The sequence below is a fragment of the Variovorax sp. 770b2 genome (assembly GCF_900115685.1).
Lineage (GTDB): Bacteria > Pseudomonadota > Gammaproteobacteria > Burkholderiales > Burkholderiaceae_C > Variovorax.
In genome coordinates, this window is the sequence record NZ_FOXJ01000005.1 from 220,862 (window position 1) to 241,880 (window position 21,019).

Sequence of the window (21,019 nt, forward strand, 5' to 3'; positions counted from 1 at the left end):
TCCGAACGCCATGCCACGCCTGAGCTCAGCGCTTCAACCATCGCCACAGCCGTTCTTCGACCCGGCGGTGGAGCCGGTCAGGCTCGACGACGTGGTGCCCGAGGCGCCGGACGTGACGGCGGCACTCTGGACTCGATGGCGCAAGGAACACGACGAGGCGGCGCGCGAGCAGTTGATCTGCCACTACCTGCCCTACGCCAAGATGGTGGCCGCCACGGTCTACGGCCGGCGCACCCACAACGACGTGGAGTTTGCGGACTACCTGCAGCTGGCCCGCGTGGGCCTCCTCGAGGCGGTGGACCGCTTCGAGCCGGGCCAGGGAGCGCAGTTCAAGACCTTCGCGGCCAAGCGCGTGCAGGGCTCCGTGCTCAACGGCCTCACGCGCCTCACCGAGAAGAACCAGCAGATCAGCGTCGCCATGCGCCTGCGCCAGGAGCGGCTCGAAGCCGTCAAGGATGCTGCTGCGGCCGCCGAAGACGCCGGGGATGGCCAGGCCGGCGCCACCGCCTCGGCCGGGCCGCGCAGCGCCGACAAGCTCTTCAAGTACCTGGCCGAAGTGGGCATCGGACTGGCGTTGGGCGTGCTGCTCGAAGACACGGGCATGGTCGATGGCGAGGCATTCGACGGCAATGCCCACGCACCATCGCCGGAGGTGAGCTATTTCCGCAAGACCGAGATCCTTCAGCTGCGCACCGTGCTGCGCGACCTGGTGAACCAACTGAGCGACCAGCAGAAGAGCGTGATCCGCCAGCACTATCTGCAGGAGGTTCCCTTCGACGACATCGCGACGATGATGGGCGTCACGCGCGGGCGCGTCTCGCAACTGCACCGCCAGGGGTTGTTGCGGCTGCGCGAGCTGCTGGCAAAAGATGCGCGCTGCGACGTCTCCTTGTGACGTTCCATTCCTGGCCGGACAACCTACATTCCTTCTTCCATGACCGATCCGAACGCATCCTCCTTGTCCGCCGCGCGCCAGCGCCTCGACCGGCTAGACGGCTTCCTGCGGGATGACCCGTCCAACAACGCGCTGCTGATCGATGCGTTCGAAACGGCGCTCTCGTGCGGCGAATGGGAGCGCGCGCGCTTCCATCTGCAGCACGGCCAGACGCTGCACACCGAACCCCTGGCGTGGCGCCTGCGCGAGGGCGACTTCTGGCTGGCGCAGCAGCGCTACGACGAGGCGCTCGAGGTGCTGCAGGCCCTGGCGAACACGCCGCAGCCGCCCCTCGGCTTTACCGAAGTGCTGCTTCACAACCTGGCTTTCATCGAGCTCAAGCGCGGCCGCTATGCGGACTGCGCGGCCCGGCTGGCGCCGGTGCTCGAATCGCCTACCGCGAGCGGGCAGGGCGCGGACGCGCATCCGCCGGTTGCAACCCGCGCCTTGCAGCAACTCTGGTTGCGGGCCCTGCACCACGACAGCCAGCTCACCCGGGCCATGGCCTGGGCGCTGCAGGCCGAGCAGCAGAAAAGCCTCGACGTGCAGGCAGCCGGCATTGCCAGCCTGATTGCCATCGATGCGGGCGACTTCGCCGCGGCACAGCGCTGGTCGGCAGCCAGCCTTGGCGAAGGTTCTCCCGCGGACCATCCCGTGGAAAGCCTCGTGACCCAGGCCTCGCTCGCCCTGGCCGCCCGCGATGCGGCACGCGCGATCCACTTCGCCGATGCCGCGCTGCAGCGCCAGCCGGGCGATGGCCGCGCATGGTCGACGCGCGGCTTTGCGGCGCTGCTGGCCAGTGACCTGCCCGCGGCGCACGGCGCCTTCGTGCAGGCACTGTCGGCCATGTCGCAGCACATCGGCACCTGGCACGGCATGGGGTGGACGCAGATCCTGCAAGGCGACCTCGCCGGTGCGCGCGCGAGCTTCGACACCGCGCTCGCGCTGGACCGGAACTTCGCGGAAAGCCATGGCGGATTGGCCGTCGTGCTCGCCATGCAATCGCAGCGGCAGGAAGCCGAGGAGCACGCCGAGCTGGCATTGCGGCTGGACAAGAGCAACCTCTCGGGCCGCTATGCGCAGGCCTTGCTCAGCGGGGAAGTGAAGGATGCCAAGGACGTGCAGCGCTTTGCGCGGCGCCTGCTCGGCGGAAGGGCGGGGCCGCTCGGGGGCGACATGGGCGACATGTTCCCGTCGCCCGATGCTGCCACCGGGGCAGGCCCCGGCAACGACAACGCTTAACGCGGGACGATCGCAGGAGAGCCCGGGCCTGCATCGGCGAGCAGCAAGTCTCCTGCCTCGCGCAACGCTGCGCTCAACTGGGGATCGCCCTCCATGCGCTGCAGCACCGCGTCGACCATCTGGTCGAAGCCGCGGTCATCGAGACGCTCGCGGCCGAACGCCTGCATCAGCACCGACTCCAGGAAAAGCCGGAACGCCTTGCGTTGCCGCTGCGGATCGTCTGGTGAAAGGGAGCGCACGCGCAGCGCCACCATCTGCTGGATTTGCGCATCCTCGTTCGCCGGTGCGCTCGGCGCTGCCTCGCCGCTGGCGCGGGATGCGTGGCCGCTCTCGCCTCGCGTCGCATGCGCATCGCGGCCGGCCACCGGGCGGTCTTTGGCCTGCGCCCGAAACTGCGCGGCGAACTGGGCGCGAATCATCGCGGCCAATTGCGTCGACGGATCAATCATGGACAGGTGCGCGAGCGGCGGTGAATAAAAAGAAAAGCGGTTGGAGCCGTGGCCGAAGAATCAATGCGAGCGGCCTTGCTGCTGGTAGTTGGCCAGCAGCACGTGGTTGCTGGATTCGGCTTCTTCGGTGGCTGTTTCTTCTTCGGTGCTCGCCGGCTTGCTCGTCAAGGCGTTGATGCCCGCGATGACCTTTTCGATGTCGCCCGACAGCGCGCTGTTGGTGGTGTTGAGCGTGAGGCCTTGCCGGTAGTGCCGCAGCGCTTCGTCGAAGCTGTCTTGCGCGAGGGCTGCGAAGCCGCGAACGAAGTGCGGCAGTGGATCGGCTTCGGGCAGGTCCAGCAGCGGCTGCCAGGTGAGCAGCGCGATCGCCGCACGTCCGGAGCTGAACTGCAGCAGCCCCAGTTGATAGCGCGCCATCGGAAAGCCCGGCTCCAGGAGCGTGGCGTTGGCAAAGGCGGCCTCGGCGGCATTCATGTCGCCGAGTGCGGCGAACTCGGCGCCCATCAGGAACTGCGGCAGACCCGCGCTGGGCTCGGCCGCACTGGCCTTCTGGAACCATTCGATGGCTTGCGGGCCGTCGTTGGCCTGGCTGGCCGCCATGCCGCTGGACATGAGGGCATCAAATGAAGTCGGGTCAGGGCTTTTCATCACAAACATCCTCCGGTGCGATAGAGGCATCGCGTGCCAGGAAAAAACGGCGCTGCCGCTCGCGTGGGGCATTGTCGCGCGGAGCGCTGCTTGAAACGACGAGGCGGACTCCTGCGAGGGGTCATCGGCGCTTTCGCTAAACAAATCGCCAGAACGCTGGATGACTTGCTTGATGAACACCACCAGCACCGCATACACCTACGCTGCCTTGTCGCAAGGCGGAGACTCCTCGGCAGAGCTCGACGATCTGGGCGAGGCGTTTGCCGCTGCGCTGCGGCGGAGCGATTGGAGCGAGGCGCAACGGTGCCTGCATGCAGCGGCGGATCGGGAGGAAGAGGACGCCGCTGCGTGGGCTCTGCGCAGAGGCGACTGGTTCCTGGCGCAGCAACGCTGGGATGACGCGGAAAGCCATCTCAAAGGATTGCTCGCGGCCGATGAGCCGGCGGACGATCCATTCCAGATGGCTGTGCGTCACAACCTCGCCTCGATCGCATTCATGCGGCGCGACGATGCCGGGTGCGTGGCCTGGTTGTCTCCCTTGCTCGAGGTCGATGGCGTTGCGAGGTCGCTGCCTTCGGGATTTCTGGCTGCGCAGATGTTGTGGGTGAGGGCGCTGCATCGGTCGCATGCGGTCGATCGGCTTCTTCGGTGGGTGGCGCAGCTCGATGCATCGGGGCAACTCGATCCGGCAGTGGCCGGTATAGCGAGCCTGGCGAGTTGGGAGCGGGGCGACGTTGCTTCGGCGAGGCGCTGGGTTGCGACGGGGCGCAGTCGGGGCGAGGCTGTGTCGGCGGAGTGTCTGGTGGCGGCGGTGTTTCTTTCCATTGCAGATCGTGGCTCTCATGTCGAAATTGGAAAGTTGGCTGAGGAGGCTTGTGCGCGGTGGCCTGCTGATGGGCGAGGGTGGGCTGTGCGAGGGTTGGCCAAGCTCCTGGCGGGAGATGCCGAGAGCGCCAATTCCGATCTGGAGCGTGCGATTGCCACCGCGCCTCACTATGCGCTGGCTTGGCGGGGGATTGGTTGGGCGCAGATACTTTTGGGCGAGCCCGCGGTCGCGGAACATAGCTTTCTGTCAGCCCTGAAGTTGGATGATCGACATCCAGAAAGCCATGGTGGATTGGCTGTGTCGCTGTTGATGCAGCGGCGGGAAGCCGAGGCTCGGGATTGCCTATCGATGTGCCAAAACCTCGATGCCGAGAGTCGATCTGGGGCATATGCCGAGCGTCTGCTAGTCCGTCACTCCGAGGTTGCACTGGATCTTGCGGAAGTGCTCGCGGGGTTGGATTAGCACTTTTTCCATGGAAATCGAGGCGAATGCGCTTCGCAGTCGAACCGATCCTGGGTCGCTCGAAGATCGGCGCAGGCCTCGGGCGTGAAGCGGCACTGGCTATGCCCAGTCGCCGGTGAATTCACTCCAGTGCTTTCCATAAAACTTGCCGGCTTCCAGACGTACGTGCGCTAACCATTCGTCATCGTATTTGGGAAGAGGTAGTTGATGATTGACAACCGTAGTGTCAAGAATCGGATGCGCTGGCAGCGAGAAGCGAGAAGAAAAAACAATCTCGCGCAAATGGTGCCAAGCCAGAATTTCTTGAGGGTAAGCGGCGTTGATTGGAAGCCCCAAAGGAGACATCAAATCGGGCGCGGCATATCGCTCTAAATGAATACAGGCAGCATCAAAAATCGCCGCTTGCATTTCTGCCTCGCTGCCGGTTGTTTTCCACAAAGGTAGATAAGTTTCAAGCGAAGAATTCGCTTCGGACTCAAATGCCCATCGTTTTTCATTCCAGCACTTGCTCAGTAGATAAATGTGCTCGAACAGGGCCGTGTCAAAGAGCATGGAGGCGCGCAGATCGTCCTCTTTAAGTTGGTGAATGACTTGTATTTGTGCCGCCCACCAATTGGACAATTTGTAATTTCCATGCGCGATAGAGCGTGTAAGCCCTGTCAGGGAAATTTGAGAGTCGTATGCGCCATGATTGATTTTATTCTCCAGCACATATTTCATATCCGAGAGCTGGATTTCAAATGCCAACAGCAAATGCGCCAGCCCTCTTGAACGAGTAATGGGCGCTTGAGGGCTTTCCGTGGTTGTCTGTAGGTAGCCATTAACTATGTGGTGAAGGGCAATCCCTTCAATATAGCGTGCACCAAACATTCGCTTCCCAGCATTTGCGGCAACACCTTTTAGGCATTCATCATGAAATACAGCGGTGAATTCCTCTGTTTTTGTGAATTCAACTAAATCACTGAAGATGATTTTCGTAATTCTTTCCTGATCGATAGAATCGAGTTTCAATTTTTCTTCCATGACTACCACCTTCGAATAGTGACATCCGGCTTTGCAGTTAGAACGCGACTTCCGCTGATCAGATAGCCCGGCGCTAGACGATTCACACTGATGTCGTTCTGAATGCTGAGTGCCTTAGTGTAAGTGACTTGGTCAATGCTGATTCCAGGCCTGTATCGGGCCAAGCCACTGGTAAGCTTTACGAGTTGCAGCGCAGTATAGACGGCAGATCCTTTGCTTTGATCGATCGAGAGCTTGGGTGCCGTGCCGTCTGCAGATGTTTTTATTTCCAAAGGCGTCCACTGGCCAGCATGGATCCCTGTGGCCGCCTTGCCGATGGCATCCAACCCTTGTTTGCTGTTGTTTTGCAGGATGGCCAAGTCACTGAACAATTGAGATGACTTAAGAAATCCATAAGCAACCAATTCACCATACTCTCCAACGTTTCCAAAGAAGTTTTTAACGGTCTTGCTTAGAAAACTGATGCTGAGAGTTTTGTTGATGCCTTTGTAGGTGGCTTCAAGTCCAAGGTCCAAGGCTTTTTGAATCAAAGGATTTTCCAATCCAGATCCTGCCTTGATTAGTTCCTTTATGGTGCTTACCTGCTTTGCTGTGTCGCTAATACTGCTCATTGTGGGCAATGTCCCAACAATTCCAAGCATCGCTGCACCCAGTGGATTTCTTGAAGCGGCTAGTTCCCAGACCGGCGCGTGAGCAAAATTACCTGCTGACTCGCCCTGAAAGGCGCCAATTTCGGATATTGCTCCAGCACCTATAAGCAACGACGGCACTCTCGATCGCCTCGGATCGACGGTGATTTGTCGCAAAGATTGCCCGTCTGATGTAGCCCAGTCCGCAATGTATGCCAACTCTGGATCGCTGATTTTCAGCCGATTGAAAGTGCTGATGGTTTGATCTGAGATGGAGTCAGATTGAATTCCTGCATTTCGCTGAAGTCCATAGGAAATCGCATTTGAAATGTCGGCATTCTGTTGCAATCTTCCAAGCAGTGAGTCTCTTGCGCCAATCCACTGTTCGTCAGACATGTCATAAACATGACTGCCGGAGAAAAGCTTGACGAACGGCGAATTTTCTTTGTTTGCTCGAATATCTTGGGCGATATCGAGAAGCAGGCCATTGGATTCCTCTCCTTGCAATAGGCCGGCCAATCCCTTGTTGAAATTCGCCCATTCAGCAAAAGAATCCGAGGACTTCAGGAACATATCTTTGGATGGGCGTGGCACGCCCAAAACGTCGTCGATCCATCCTACTTTCTGCATCTGGCCTGCATCCATGTCTTCGCCGTAAGCCACGGCCTGCGAAACGACGATGTCGTCTGAGGAAGCGGTCGCACTCGAAGCGCCGCTTGCTCCGTTTGCAGGCGGGACGTACTGCCCAAAGGCTTCTGCAACGGATGAACCCAGCGCATTGCCAAAGGCGTCTGTAGCCACCTGAGCGGCGCTGACCCGGCCTCCTCGCATGGCGGCGGTGGTCAAGCCACCCGCCAAGCCTGCCAAGGACCCAGCCAAAAGGCCTTTCCCAAAGTTGAAGCCAGCCTGCGGGTCGTACCCTGTCAATTCGTTGACGCCTGCAGTCACTCCTTGAGCCACGCCGGCTCCAACAGCGGATGCGGCTACACCTCTCCAACTGAAGCTGCTCTGCAGTCCAGTTGCCACGGAGATGCCCTGCGTGATGGCGCTTGACAAGGCTGCCCTCCCCGCGAAGGCCGCTACTCTGTCCATGCCCTGAACGCTCGGGCCGACAGGGCCGAAGTAGCCTCCCACGCCAGCAGAGACACCGGCACCAAGCGCGCCCAACGCCACACCCTTCCAGCTGAATTCATCCTGTGCGCCGATGGCAATACCGACGCCCTGACTGACGATGGAGCCGACAGCGCCGCCAATCACGGCCGCTCCCATGGCCGCACCTGCGCCGATACCGCTCAACGCTACGGCGCCGCCCATGCCCGCTGCTCCGGCGGCCACACCGCCTGCCATTGCCGCGCCCCCGGCAGACATGATCCCGGCGAGACCCGCATCTGCGAGCGCTACGCCGGCACCGACGCCGGCTTCCACGCCCGCCATCGCAACCGCCGCCGCCCCCGCTGTAAACACGGCGGCAACCACAGCCACAACGATCACGAGAATCTGCCCAATTCCCCCGCATCCGCCGCCCTTGTCCGCTTGCGGCATCGCCATGTTCGGATTGGTATCCCCAATCGTCCGGCTCGGGTCATACGGCTTGAAGCTGTTCGCGTTGTTCGCCCCGCCCACCTTCGTGGGAATCGTCAGCACCTGCCCCGCCTTCAGGTCGGCATTGCTGCCCAGTCCGTTCGCGTCGGCAATCAGGTACCACAGGCTCTCGTCGCCATAGGCGCCGCGCGCAATGCCCTGCAGCGTGTCGCCGGCGCTCACCGCATACGTGCCGGGGCTCGCCGACGGGTAGTTGCCGTTGATCGGCTGGTAGCCGAAGTTGAACTCCGCCTTCGGCAGGAAGAACGGCGTGCCGTTGGGGAGCGTCGGGTTGTTCTCGTCGCGAATCGAACCGTAGCGTCCCAGCACCTGGCCGTTCACCACCAGCTGGTGCTGGCCCTGGCCCGCCTGTTCGGCATAGACGATGGTGCCGCTGATGTCGCTCACGAAGCTGCGGTTGTCCAGGGGCTTGGTCACGTCGTTCACGGCGGTCAGTTCGCCGCCGTTGCCGTACTCCCACACCGTGCCGCCCGGGTTGGTCACTGTGCTGGTGCCCAGGGTGGTGAGCTGGCGATAGCCCTCTGCGCGCCCGTAGGTGTTGGCGTAGTTGGTGACGTTGCCGCCGGCCCAGTCGAACACGGTGTATCCCAGCAGGTTGCCCGCGCTGTCGTAGCCGCCCGCGGTGCCCATGCCGGGCTTCAACGGTGCGGGCAGGGCGTCGTAGACGACCGCGTATTTCGGCGTGTTGTCGCTCTTGTAGACGTCCTGGCGCACGATCTGGCCGTTGGCGTTGTAGCGGTTGATGTGCGTCTCGCTGCCGGTGCCCGCCAGCGTCTGGCCGCTCAGGTTGGTGCCGTTCAGGGCGTTGATGTACGCCTGCGGCAGGGAGCCCGCGGGGCCGGTCTGGATGACGCGGCTCGCGCCGTCGTACAGGCGCGCGTCGGTCTGCACGCCGTCGCGCACCACGCTGGTCATGCGGTTGAGCGCGTCGTAGCGGTACTGCTCGGTGGTCTCGCCGAGCGTGGCCACGTAGCTCGTGGGCGTGGTGCTGTAGATGGCCGAGCCGTTCTCGTCGAAGCCGACGATCTGGCTCTGGCCGTTGACCGTCATCACGCGCGTGCCGTTCCAGGTGTCGGTCACGCGGTTGCCATTCTTGTCGTACGTGATGCGGTGCCCCTCGGCGCCCAGGTTGCCTTGGGCGTCGGCCGCGTTCGCCACGGTCTGGCGGTTCATCTGGTCGTACTGGAAGAACAGGTTGCTGTCCAGGCTGGTGTCCTGGTTCAGCACGTGCGTGCGGATGTTGGTGCGGTTGCCGACCTTGTCGTACTCGATGTTCACGTAGGCGCGGCCATCGGCCACCCAGCGCATGCGGCCGAGCGCGTCGTAGGCGATGTGGTTGTCCTTGTAGACCACGTTGCCCTTGGCGAACCACTCGCGCACGCGGTTGCCGGCCATGTCGTACTCGTACTTCTCGTCTTGCGTCGTGGTGCGGTCGTACACGCGCTCCAGCAGGCCTTCGCTGTTGTAGTGGTACTCGCGGTTGGCGCCGCTGTCGAAGGTGAGCTGCCTGGCGTTGTCGTAGGTGTAGGCATAGGCCCGGCCGCCGAAGTCGGTGTGCGCCTGGACCTTGCCGAAGTAGTCGTAGCTCCAGGTGGCGATGTAGCCGTTGCCGTCGACTTCCGCGATCTTGTTGCCGCGCGCGTCGTAGGCCACCTTGGTGCTCTGGCCCATGGGCTGGATCGTGTTGACCACGCGGCCCTGCAGGTCGTAGACGTAGCGGATGGTCTCGCCGTTGCCATTGGTCTGGCTGAGCTTGCGCCCGGCCTGGTCCCAGGTGTTGGTCTCGACGATGGCGCGGGTGTCCACCAGCTGCGCCACGTTGAACGTGGTGTTGACGCCGTAGACGTTGACCACGCCGTGGGTCGTGGTGAGCAGCCGGCTCACGTTGTCGTAGGTGAAGCTGGTGGCGCGGTCCATCGCGTCGATGGTGCTCACCTTCTCGCCGAAGACGTTGTAGGCGTGGCGGATCGTGCCGCCGTCCGCATTGAGCTCCTGCACCAGGTTGCCGACTGCGTCGTAGACCTTGCCCAGAATGTTGCCGTTGGCGTCCTTGACGGCGACCTGGCGTCCCAGCTTGTCGTAGAACAGCTGGGTGACCGGTGCGCCGGCGGTGTTCGAATTGCCGTCGGCGTCAGGCTGCTTCTGCTCGACCAGCTGGTTGTTGGCGTTGTAGCGGTAGGTGGTGACCCAGCCCGCCGAGCGCGGATCGCTGATCGAGAGCACATTGCCCCAGCGGTCGGTGTTCTGGTTGACGACCGGGCGCGGCGAGCCGCCGTTGCCGGACAGCCAGATGGCCTGGCTGCCGGGCGCGCCGGAGGTGCCGGTCTCGCTCACCGTGGAGCTGCCCTGGACCGTGGTCACGCTTGCGGCAAAGAGCGGCGGCATGGCCGGAACGATGAAGCCTGGGGTGTAGGGGGGCGTGGTGTCGGTCACCGTCGGTGCCGGCGTGGTGCCGGGCACCCACACGTCGACCATGCGCCATTCGGTGTGGATCTCGGTGTACGGAACCGCCGTGACCACGCCGTTCACCAGTTGGTAGCCCTTGCCCAGGCCGGTGATCGCGTTGCCGGATTCGTCGTGGCCCGTGACCACCATGACCGGCGGGCCGTAGATCGGGCTGCCCGAGTGCGAGCTCACGATGTACTGCGATGGGTCCGCCGGCGTGACGAGCGTGGGCACCTGCACCCATGTGGTCTGGGTCTGGTACTGGGTCTCGTAGCGCGTCTCGTAAATGATGTTGCCGGCGCCGTCGCGCTGGTAGACCGGCGTGGTGCCGACCTGCACCTGGTAGGTGTAGGGCACCTGCACGTACTGGGTTTCGTAGCGCGGCTGGTAGCCCGTGATCACCGGGCGCTGGACCGGCACCTGGACCGCATAGGTCTCCTGCGTCCAGCCGGTCTGCACGAGCACGTTGTCATAGACGGTGCGGTAGTGCGTCTCGTAGTTCGTGTAGTAGAGGACGTTCCCCCACATGTCTCGCTGGTACTGCGGATTGCCGGCCTCGTCGTAGCCCAGGATGATGGGCGCCCCTTGCACGGGCACCTGGTAGGCCTCCGTGCGAGGCACCTGCACCCAGCCGTAGACCGGCACGTCGCGCGTGCGGTACTGCGTCTCGTAGATGGTTTCGTAGACGATGTTGCCGGCTTCGTCGCGGGCATAGACCGGATCGGTGCCCACCTGCACCTGCACCGCGACAGTCTGCGTGCCCGTGCGGGTTTCGTAGACGGGCGTGGTGATGATGTTGCCCGACTCGTCGCGAGCCGGCACCGGGTCCTGGCCCACGGCCACCTGCACCGGCACGGTCTGCGTGACCTGCTGGAGTTGGTAGGTGTAGTACGGGATGGCCTTCACCGGGCCGTAGATCGGGCCGGAAGACTCGTCGTTGCCGATGATGTCGCGCCCGTAGCCCTGGCCGAAGATCGGCTGGCCGTTCGCATCGGTGCCGATCACCACCGGCGGACCGTAGGCCGGGCCGGAGCCGGTCCAGCCGATGATGTGGTTGGCCGGGTCGTCGGGCGTGATGGTGACGGGCACCGGGAACGGCATCAGCGTCGGGACGTTGTGTCCTTCGCCCGTGGGGCTCACGACCAGGTTGCCGGTCGCCTGCGCTGCCGGCACGGCAACGCCCAGGACGGTCTGGGTGACGAGCACCTGGTACTCGTAGTTCCCCGGCGGCAGGCCGCTGATGTCCACCTCGTGGTTGCCCGTGGGGTTGCCCGATTCGTCGGTACCGACGTTGCCGCCGATCGCGAGGGTGTGCCACTCGCTGCTGCCCTGCAGGCGGTAGCGGAAGGTGGTGTCGCCCGACGGTATGGCGGGTACGGTGTTCGATGCGGCGGGCCAGCGGATGACCGGCTTGGTCGTGGTGGGACCGCTGTAGATCGGGTTGCCCGATTCGTCGTAGCCCGTGATGTTGCCGACCGTGACCGATGCGATGGACACGCCCGGAATCACGGGCAGGTTCACCGGCGGCACCCAGTAGGGCGGCTTGAAGCCCGTGCTCACGATCTGGCCGGTAGCGTGCGCATACGGCACGCCATCGCCCGCGTGGATCCAGAGCAGCTCGTACTCGTAGGTTCCGGCGGCGATGATCGAGACATCGACACCGTCCTTGCCTTCGCCGCGCGCGGAGACCGTGCGCGTGTCCCAGGCGCCGTTGCTGCCGGCCGGACGGATGCGAAAGACCTGCTCGACGTCGTTGCCCGGCGACTGCCATGTGAAGAGGCCCAGCCCGGTCACGCCCGGCTGGTAGAAGCCCATCGGCGTGCCGATCGAGGCCAACGGCGGCGAGGTGAGGTCGATCCGGCCCGAGCCGATCACCGTGGTCACGCCCGCGGCCGTCGTCATCAGCGCGCGGTACTCGTAGTTGCCCGCGGGCAGGCCGCTCGCATTGAAGCGCTGCGCATCGCCGAAGTTGGTGAGGCCGAACGAGGCCCAGCCCGAATCGCCGCTGCTGCCGGCGGGCCGCAGCTGCAGTTGCACCGTGGCGGTCGGATCGTCCGGCGTGTCGATGTCGATCACTTGCCCGCCGTACCCGAGCGAGGTCTGATCGGAGATCTGCTGCCAGTTGCCGTACAGGTCCTTCTTGTAGATCGTCAGGCGCGTGACCTTGCTGATGCCGCCGTTGGGCGCGGCGTCGTCGGCCCACGTGAGCGTCACGTTGTCGACGCCTTGCGCGGTGTTGGTCAGGATCTGCGTGCGGGAGCGAATCTCGCCGCCCGCCACGGTCACCGGCGTCCCCGTGGGATTGCCGGATTCGTCGGTTCCGCCGCCGACGGTCCAGGTCTGCGTGGCGTATTCCATGACGACCTTGACGTCGCCGCTTCCCAGGTTGTGCAGCGGCGCCCAGGAGACGTTCACGGAGTTGGTGCCCTGCCAGGAGACAGTGCCCGACTCGTCCGAGACCTTCTGGCTCGAGCTGCCCAGCGCGGCGTGCGTGTAGAGGCGGCTGTTGCGCGGGCCCGTGTCCCATTCCTCGCGCTCGGCGCCGACGGTCTGGACCACATGGCCGAGCGCGTCGTAGACCGTGTCAGTGCGGCGCAGGTCGCGCCAGGCCAGCTCGTCCGCGTGCTGGAAGGACTTCAGGTCGACGTTCTCGTAGGTCGAACCGTAGCTGAGGATCTGCGCCGTCTGCTTGCCTTGCAGGTTGTAGAAGGCGACCTTGTCCACGCCGTCGCCGGCGTTGGTGCGCCACACGTGGCCTGCGTTGTCGTAGTCGAAATATTCACCGGCCACGCCGTTGACGCTCTTGCGCGTGACTTCGCCGAAGGCGTTGTAGGCGATGGCGGTGTCGGTCAGGCCGGCCTGCGCCTGGCCGACGGTGACCACGGAAGACCCGCTCACCTGGCTCGTGGACGCCGGATCGATGATGTGCGTCTGCTGGCCGAGCTTGTCGTACTGGTAGGCGCGGAACAGCGTGCTGGAGGCGTCGCCGTTGGTCACCGTCTGCCATTCCTTGGCGACATGGCCCTGCGCATCGTACGAGCTGTAGCGGCTCACGCGGTTGGCGTCCGTGCTCTGGGTGGCGTGGCCCAGGCGGTCGTATTGCGTGTACGTCGAGCGGTCGGCGATTTCTTGCCAGTTGTTGTCCGGACCGGCATACCACGGCGAGGTGCCGCCGGCCGTGTAGAGCGCGAGATTGCCATCGTCCTGCAGCACCAGGTGCGTGCCGCCTTGCCCGAAGGTGCCCGAATTCCATACCGCCTGGGAGCCCTTGTAGAGCACCAGGTTGCCGTCGGCCTGGAAGGTGAACCTGTCCGCGCCGCTGCCGCTCGTGGCGGAGTTCCACACGGCCTGCAGGTTGTCGACGCGGTCGTAGACCACCAGGTTGCCGTCGGTCTGGAAGGTGAAGGTGTAGCGCCCGTTGGGCGAGTAGATGCTTTGTCCCGGCGTGAGGCTCTGGCCGGGCGTCATGTCGGTGCGGGGTGCGGTCAGGGCATCGGGCGATACCTTGTAGACGTGGGTGTCCGTCTTGACCACCACATTGCCGTAGGCATCGCGCTGGAACTTGGTGACCGCCGTGAGCAACGCGTTGCCTGTCGACGGCGCTGCTGTGTAGGTCACGCGGCCCAGTGCGTCGTACAGGCTGATCGTGCTGCCACCGGCGGCGTCGATGGTGCGCGTCAGGTTGCCGACGGCGTCGTACTCGTAGCCCGTGACGAGGTCGGCACGGCCGGATGTGCCGTTCGCGCTGGCGCTGTACTCGACCGACAGGCGCGTCTCTGCGGTCTTGCGCCCGCCGCGGTCGAAGGTATAGACCGTGGTCCGGTCGTCGCCGCTGTTGGGCGCGCCCGGAATGGTGGCGCTGGGCGTGCTTGCGCTCCATCCGGCGATGGCCGTGGCGTATTCCTTGTGCACGGCCATGTTGCCGGCACCGTCGTAGGCCTGGGTGGTGAGGTAACCCATGGCATCGACCGATGCGATCAGCTGTCCCCGCTTGTCGTAGTAATTATTGGTACGGATCCAGTCCTGCGTCTGCGCGTTCTTGAGCTCGGCGACCTGCGTCAGGTCGCCGAACGCGTTGTAGACGTTCGCGGTCGTCTTGCCGGCCGTGAAGTACTTGATGGTGTCGGGGGCGCCCGCGTCATAGACGAAGGTCTGGGGTTCGATGACCTTCGCTACACGTCCCACCCGGTCGTACTCGGTGGTCAGCGTGCGGTCGGCGCCGTGGTCCAGGCCCGCGGCATTGATCGCGGCACTGACCTGCGCGGTGGTGAGGCTCGCCGGGTTTCCGTTCGTGAGCGTCGTGACGTTGGCAAAACGCGAGAGCTGCGTCACTTGGCCCCAGACGTTGTGCTGGTAGCCCGTGACGAAGCCGAGCGCATCGACTTCGTAGCGCACGCGCCCGAGCACGTCGTAGGTCTTGTAGCTCAGGTTGCCCGCGACATCGAGGTTGCTGACGGCATTGCCGAAGACGTCGTAGCGGGTTTCGGTGAAGAGCGACTTCAGCACGTCCGAGCGGTTGGCCGGGCCGTTCGCCCCATTGACCGCGAGGTTGTCCGCGCCCGGGTTGTAGACGCCGACTTCCGGATAGATGACCTTGACCTGGTGGCCGAGCGTGTCGTATTCGTAGCGCGTGGTGCGCTGCTCCGGACGGCCCAGCGCCTCGGTGCGTGCCACGAGGTTGCCCAGCGCGTCGTAGGCCAGGCGGGTGACCAGGTTGGCGCTGCCGCTGTGGGCTGCATCGACGACCAGGTTGCCTGCGCCGTCGGTGGTGGCGGCCGTCATTTCGACCGCGGGCGCGGTTTCCTGCGTCAGGCGACCGGCCGCGTCGTAGTCGTAGGTCCAGACCGAGCCCTTCTTGTTGGTGAAGGAGGTCTTCTCGCCCAGCGCGTTGTAGCTGTAGCTTTCGCTGAAGCCCAGCGCATCGGTGCTGCTGCTCAGACGACCGGCGGCGTCGTAGACGAAACCGTTGGTGCGATCGTCCGGATGGACCACGAGGGCCGCGCCGATCGTGGCCGAAGAGCCCAGCGCGCTCGCCGGAATCGACAGCGCGTAGGCGGTGGTCTGCGTCAGCCTGCCCAGGCCGTCGTAGCTGTTCTTGCTGACGTGGCCCAGTGCATCCACGCTGTAGATCGCGCGGTTTCCGGCGTCGAAGGTGCGCGTCGTGGTGCGGTCGGCGGCGTCGGTGCCGAAGAGAAGACGGATGTCTCCATAGCTCGCATCCCAGTTGCCGTTGAGCCCGTTGAAATCGATGCGGTTGGCATACTGCGTCGTGCGCGTGTTGTTGCCCACGCCGTCGTACTGCATCTCGGTGACGGCACCGGTCGAATCGACGCGGATGACCATGCGGTTGGCGGCGTCGAAGGCAAATCTTTCCACCCGGTCGGCGCCCAGGTAGTCGACCGGCGCGGCGGCGTTGACCTGGGCTTCCGTCAGCTTGCTCGTGGCGGTGGGCGCCGCAATGTGGACCGCGAGAGTCCATTGCGTCGTCACGTTGCCGTTCTTGTCGTAGCCGGTCCATGTGAGGCCACCGAGCCCGTCGATCACGAAGACCTGGCGGTTGGCCTTGTCGTAGACGCGGTCGGTGATCCGGTCGCCGCTGTTCGCGGCCACCGTGCTGGGCGATGCGGAGGCTGCGATCGCCGTGGCGTACTGGATCTGCTTGATCAGGTTGCCGTTGTTGTCGTAGACCTGCTGCGTCACGGCGCCGGCGCCGTCGGCATGCCAGCTCAGGCGGTTGGCATGGTCGTAGACAAAGCGCTCGTGCGCGTCGCGTGCCGGATTCGCAATGGCAGCCACCGCGGCCGCGATGGCTGCCGTGGTCGCACTCGTGGTCACAGGGATCGCGGTGGCATAGGCAATGCGGTCCACCACGTTGCCGTTGCCGTCGTAGCTCTGCTGGACCACGGCGCCCGTTCCGTCGACCGTGTAGGTCGCACGGCCGAGCTGGTCGTAGACGAAGCGCACACGCTGGTCGTGCGCTGCGTCGCCCACGGGATTGGGCGTGCTGCCTGGCGTCCAGCCGGCCAGGGCGATGCGGTTCGCATAGGCGACCCGCTCCACGATCTTGCCATTGGCGTCGTAGACGTACTTGACCACTTCGCCCAGGCCGTTGACCGTGGCGGTGAGGCGGCCGTCCTTGTCCAGAACGCGATGTTCGGTGCCGTCCTGGCCCGGGGTGGCGACGATGCGCGACAGGATCTGGGCGACGGTCGGTGCGGCCGGCAAGCCCGTCAGGCTGATCGGCGTCGCGAAGGCTTCCGTCTTGACGATGCGGCCTTCGGCGTCGTAGCTGCTGCGGCTCACGTTGCCCAGCGCATCGACCGTGAAGACCAGGCGGTCGTCGGCGTCATAGGCATAGCGGCGGACGTTGCCGTTGGCATCGGTGTCGCGCACCACATTGCCGTTCGCGTCGTAGGCATAGGTGCGCGTGATGTTCAACCCGTTGGGGTCGACGCGCTCCTCGGCCCGACGGCCAAGGTTGTCGTAGGCATAGCGGATCAGCGTGCCGCCGGGGCTGAGCACCGAGAGCGTCTTGCCGCGTGCGTCGTAGGTGTATTCGGTGACAAGGTTGAGCCCGCTCGGGTCGATCACCTGCCGCAGCAGCTGGCCCTTGAGGTCATACACCATCTGCGTGATCGAGCCGTTGGCGTCGGTCACGGTGATCTGCTGGCCCTTGGCGTCGTAGGCGTACTGGGTCACCAGGTTCAGGCCGTTCGGATCGACGATGCGCAGGAGCAGCCGGTTGGCCGCGTCGTAGGTGTAGGCGACGACGTTGCCGCTGGCGTCCGTCGTCTGGATGAGGCGGTTGGAGCGGTCGTAGGCGCTGCTGGTGGTCGTCAGCGGCGTAGTGCTCGACAGCAGGTTGCCGTTCTTGTCGTAGCTGAAGCTGGTGGTGTTGCCGTTGCCGTCCACCACCTGCTGCGTCTGGCCCTGGCGCGTGTGCACCGTGGTGATGGTGATGTTCTCTGGCGTGGTCACCGAGACGCTGCGCAGTGCCTTGTTGTAGGTGTAGGTGCTGGTGTTGCCCAGTGCATCGGTCTGCGTGAGCACGCGGCCGAAGGCGTCGTAGCTGGACGAACGCTGTGCGTTGAGCGGATCGACGGCGACCACGGTGCGGCCGAGCCGGTCGTAGCTCTGCGTGCGGACGTTGCCGTTGGCGTCGACGGTGCGCGTCGCGCGGCCGAAGGCGTCGTAGACGGCGCTGGTGATCGCGTTGACGCCGGAAGCATCGGCCACGGTGCCGGTGACCAGGCCGCGGCGGTCCACGGTTTGCGTCTGCACCAGGTGCCGGCCATCGCCGATCGCCTGGTCGCGGCCGATTTCCTCGCCGAAGGCGTTGTAGGTGCGCTGCGTCGTGTTGCCCAGCGCGTCCGTGCTCGTGGAGAGCGCGCCCGTGGCGGCGTAGGTGAAGGTCTGCCTGCTGTCCAGCGCGCTGTTCCTGACGGCGTTGATCGCGTTCGTCAGCGCAGAGCCGACCAGGCCGCCGGCGAGGCCGGCCAGGCCGATGCGGGTGCCGTACTGGATGGTGGCCGAGAGCTGGCCGAGCGTGTTGTATTGCTGCTCGGTCACCTCGCCCAGCGCATTGACGGTGTGCGTCAGGTGCCCCGAGGTGTCGTAGAAGAACAGCGTCTTGTTGCCGTATGCGTCGGTGGTGCTGGTGCGCCGTCCCGCGGCGTCGTAGGCATGGGTCAGGCCGTACTGCGCCCAGATGGCATCGATCTGCGCCTGGGTCTGGCCGCCGGTGAGCAACGCGCTGCCCACGCCGCTCAGCTCGCCGACCAACCGGCCCTGGATGTCGTAGCGGGCATTGAGGGTCCGCACTTCCGAGGTGCCGACGGCGGAGGTGGTGCCGACCAGGTTGCCGGCGCTGTCGTACGCATACTGCGTGACGGTGCCTTCGTAGTTGGTCTGCTGCGAGATGCGGTTGAGCTTGTCGTAGACGACGGTGGTGGTGCGGTCCTCGGGCGTGGAGGACGGGCGCAGGCTGGCCACCGTGGTGGCGACGGAGATCTGCGCGAGCTGCGCGGCGTTGACGCGGGTGGCGTAGCGCACGGTTTGCGTGACGTTGCCGTTGGCATCGAAGACTCGCTCGGCGAGGTAGCCCTCCGCGTCGATCTCGGCGACGGTGCGGTCCTGCGCATCGCGCAGCCAGTAGGAGGTCTGGTCGTTGCTGCTGGCCGCGGGAATGAGCTGGGCCAGCGTTCCGGTGGCGCGCAGGGCCGCGCCGGTGGCCGTGGCATAGGTGGTCTGGCTGATCAGGCGGCCTTCGCCGTCGTAGCGCAGCTCGCTCAGGTAGCCCTCGGCATCGAGCGTGGCGCGCAGCAGGCCGTCGCCGTCGTAGAAGCTGCGCGTGACGCGGTCGCTCGTGGCATTGGCCGTGGGCGCAGTGGCGGCGAGCGTCGGTGCGGTGTCCAGCGAAGCGATGGAGATCGGCTGGCTGTACCGGGTGGTGGCCGTGACCCGGGAAGCGGCGTCGTACTGGATGTCGGTGACGGCACCGCCCGCATCGACCGTGCGGACCAGGCGGCCCGCGTTGTCGTAGATGCGCCAGGAGCGCTGGTCCAGCGCGCTGGCAGCGGGACGGAAATCGTCCAGCTCCATGGGGGTGCCGTTCGTGGCGAAGTCCTGCAGCGCCTGGATGAGGCCCACGGCCGGATTGGCGTGAACGATCGTCTGCGTGACCTGGTTGCTCTTGTTGTAGATGTACTCGACCATCTGCCCCGAGGCCGACACCTCCACGCTCAAGCGGCCCTCGTGGTCGTAGAGCATCCCGGTCGCGACCCCGGTGGCGTCGATCTTCAGGTAGGGCTTGCTCTCATCGGCGTAGTAGACGTAGGTCGTCTGTCCGAGCAGCGGCGCGGCCGTGCTGCCCTGCCGCACACTGACCAGCCGGCCGTTGTGGTCGTAGGCGCTGGTGGTGACGAGGCCGTTGGCCATCGTGACCGTGGTCTTGTTGCCCGCGTCGTCGTAGCTCGTGACGGTGGTGTTGTTCAGCGCGTCCTGCGCTGACAGCCGGCGGCCGAGGCCGTCATAGGTGTACTGCGTGCTGCCGTCGGTGGCGCTGACCGTGCTGATCAGTTGCCCGGCGCGGTCATACACATAGTGCGTGACCGACTGGCTGCCGTCGGCAACGCCATTGCCGCTGGCATCGACCTTGCTGAAGACGGTGAGCTGCTGGACCTGGCCGCGCGCGTCGTAGACGAAATCGGAGCGGCTGGACAGCGTGCGGTCCTGGCCGCCGACCCAGTTGACCATCTGGGTCTCGGTCGGCGTGGCGGTCAGCCCCAGTGCGGCGGTGTTGTAGGTGCCGGCGGCATATTCGAGGCTGCTGGTGCGCTGGCCGTAGCTGTCGTAGCGGTATTCGGTGACGCGCCCCTCGGGGCTCAGCACGAAGCGAAGCAGGTTCCGGCCCGTGCCTTCGTAGACGTAGCGCGTGGTCAGCGGTTGCGTAGGCTGAAGGAAAGGGAAGGAGCCCGCGCCGTCCAGGTCGGGCGTGAGGTAGGCGGTCTCGGTCAACAACTGGTTGCGCACGTCGTAGGTGCGCGTGATGGTGTTGCCCGCGGCGTCGCGTTGCAGCACCTGGTTGCCGTTGGCGTCGTACTCCATGTCGACGGCATGGCCCTCGCCATCGACGATCCGGATCACGTCGCCGTTGGCGTTGTAGGCGAAGTCGGTCGTCTGCGCCACGCCATTGGCCGTGGGGCCCTTGATCTGCAGCAGCTGGCCGCTCGCGTCGTAGCTGTAGACGCTCACCCGGCCCTGCGGATCGACCACCGAGGTGCGGCGGTTGGCGGTGTCGTAGCTGTAGTTGGTGGTGTTGCCCGCGCCGTCCTTGACAGTCGCGACCTTGTAGTCCGCGCCGACCTGCACGTACGTGAACTGCAGGCTGGTGCCGTCGGTCTGGGTGACCGATGCAATGCGCTTGCTGGTACCGTCGTAGGTGTAGGTGGTGACGTACTTGAGGTTGTCCGCGACCGAGTTGTCCTCGGGGCTCAGATCGACCGTGACGCTGGCGAGCCGATTGGATGCGTCGTACGTGTAGTGCACGCGCGTGAGCGTCGCGCCACCGGCGGCGACGGTGCGGATCTGCGTGAGGTTGGTGCCGGTGTAGTCGAAGTACGTGACTTCGCCATTGGCATTGGTCAGGCTCTGTACCGTGCCGTTGGCGTTGTAGGCGTAGCTGACGGTGTTGCCGCGCGGGTCCGAAACGGAAACGAGATGGCCTTGTCCGGTCGATTCGTAGCGCTCCACCAGCCCGGTGGTGCCGTCGGTCCAGACGAAGCGGCCGGCGGTTGCGTCGTGGGCGATGGTGTCGAAGGCGCCCGAACCCGTCGTGCTGACATAGAGGCTGCGGGCGCTGTCCCAGCTATAGACGGACTGCGCGCCGTCGCGGTCGGTGCGTGTGAGCGTGCTGCCGGCCGTGGCCACGGTGCCGGTCAGCAGGATCTGCTGGCCGAACGCGCCGACGCGCCAGTTGTCGCCGTTGTCGTCGTTCAGCAGGCCCTGGCTGTTATAGGTGCGCACCGCGCCGATGTCGAGGCCGCGGCCTTCGAGCCGGTCGTCGAAGTCCTGCAGCACGAGGTTGCCGGTGGCGATGTTGACGAACGCCTGTTCGCCGTTCCTGCCCTGGCCGGCGGCGCCCAGTGTGCCGCGCTGCCCGAGCGTGGCCAATGACGTCAAACTCAGACCCAGACTGTTGCCGCTGACGATCGCTACCATTTTTGTGCCCGTCTCTTGTGTTGAAACGAACCGCCATCGT

7 protein-coding genes are annotated in these 21,019 nt (G+C 64.9%); 3 read left to right on the forward strand and 4 right to left on the reverse strand.

Translation table 11 applies throughout. The features are described from left to right. The first annotated feature begins 10 nt into the window (after positions 1-10). Both BM133_RS25010 and BM133_RS25015 read left to right on the forward strand, forming a co-directional pair. Positions 11-895 carry a sigma-70 family RNA polymerase sigma factor gene (locus BM133_RS25010; protein WP_093439881.1) on the forward strand — a complete coding sequence of 295 codons (885 nt, stop codon included), beginning with the start codon at positions 11-13 and terminating at the stop codon, positions 893-895. Between the two features lie 39 nt (positions 896-934). Further along, entirely contained in the window at positions 935-2,176 is a 1,242-nt protein-coding gene (locus tag BM133_RS25015) for a tetratricopeptide repeat protein (RefSeq protein WP_093439883.1), read from the forward strand. On the opposite strand, the gene BM133_RS25020 is transcribed toward BM133_RS25015, so the two are convergent. After that, positions 2,173-2,625, reverse strand: coding sequence for a hypothetical protein (locus BM133_RS25020; protein WP_093439886.1), 453 nt, complete (start codon positions 2,623-2,625; stop codon positions 2,173-2,175). The two genes, BM133_RS25015 and BM133_RS25020, sit on opposite strands and share 4 nt — an antisense overlap. 60 nt (positions 2,626-2,685) lie before the next feature. Then, on the reverse strand, positions 2,686-3,273 hold the full coding sequence (locus tag BM133_RS25025; RefSeq protein ID WP_093440382.1) for a tetratricopeptide repeat protein: 588 nt from the start codon (positions 3,271-3,273) through the stop codon (positions 2,686-2,688). Positions 3,274-3,445: 172 nt separating this feature from the next. Between BM133_RS25025 and BM133_RS25030 the strand changes: the two genes are divergently transcribed. Next, positions 3,446-4,561, forward strand: a complete 1,116-nt coding sequence (locus tag BM133_RS25030; RefSeq protein WP_177224934.1) for a tetratricopeptide repeat protein — start codon at positions 3,446-3,448, stop codon at positions 4,559-4,561. Between the two features lie 99 nt (positions 4,562-4,660). Here the strand turns inward: BM133_RS25030 and BM133_RS34810 are convergent, their stop codons facing one another. Together BM133_RS34810 and BM133_RS25035 are read right to left on the reverse strand one after the other, a co-directional pair. Continuing rightward, entirely contained in the window at positions 4,661-5,584 is a 924-nt protein-coding gene (locus tag BM133_RS34810; protein ID WP_143100214.1) for a hypothetical protein, read from the reverse strand. Between the two features lie 2 nt (positions 5,585-5,586). Next, complete coding sequence (locus tag BM133_RS25035) at positions 5,587-20,979, reverse strand: LysM peptidoglycan-binding domain-containing protein (RefSeq protein ID WP_093439891.1); 15,393 nt, start codon at positions 20,977-20,979, stop codon at positions 5,587-5,589. Positions 20,980-21,019: the final 40 nt, after the last annotated feature.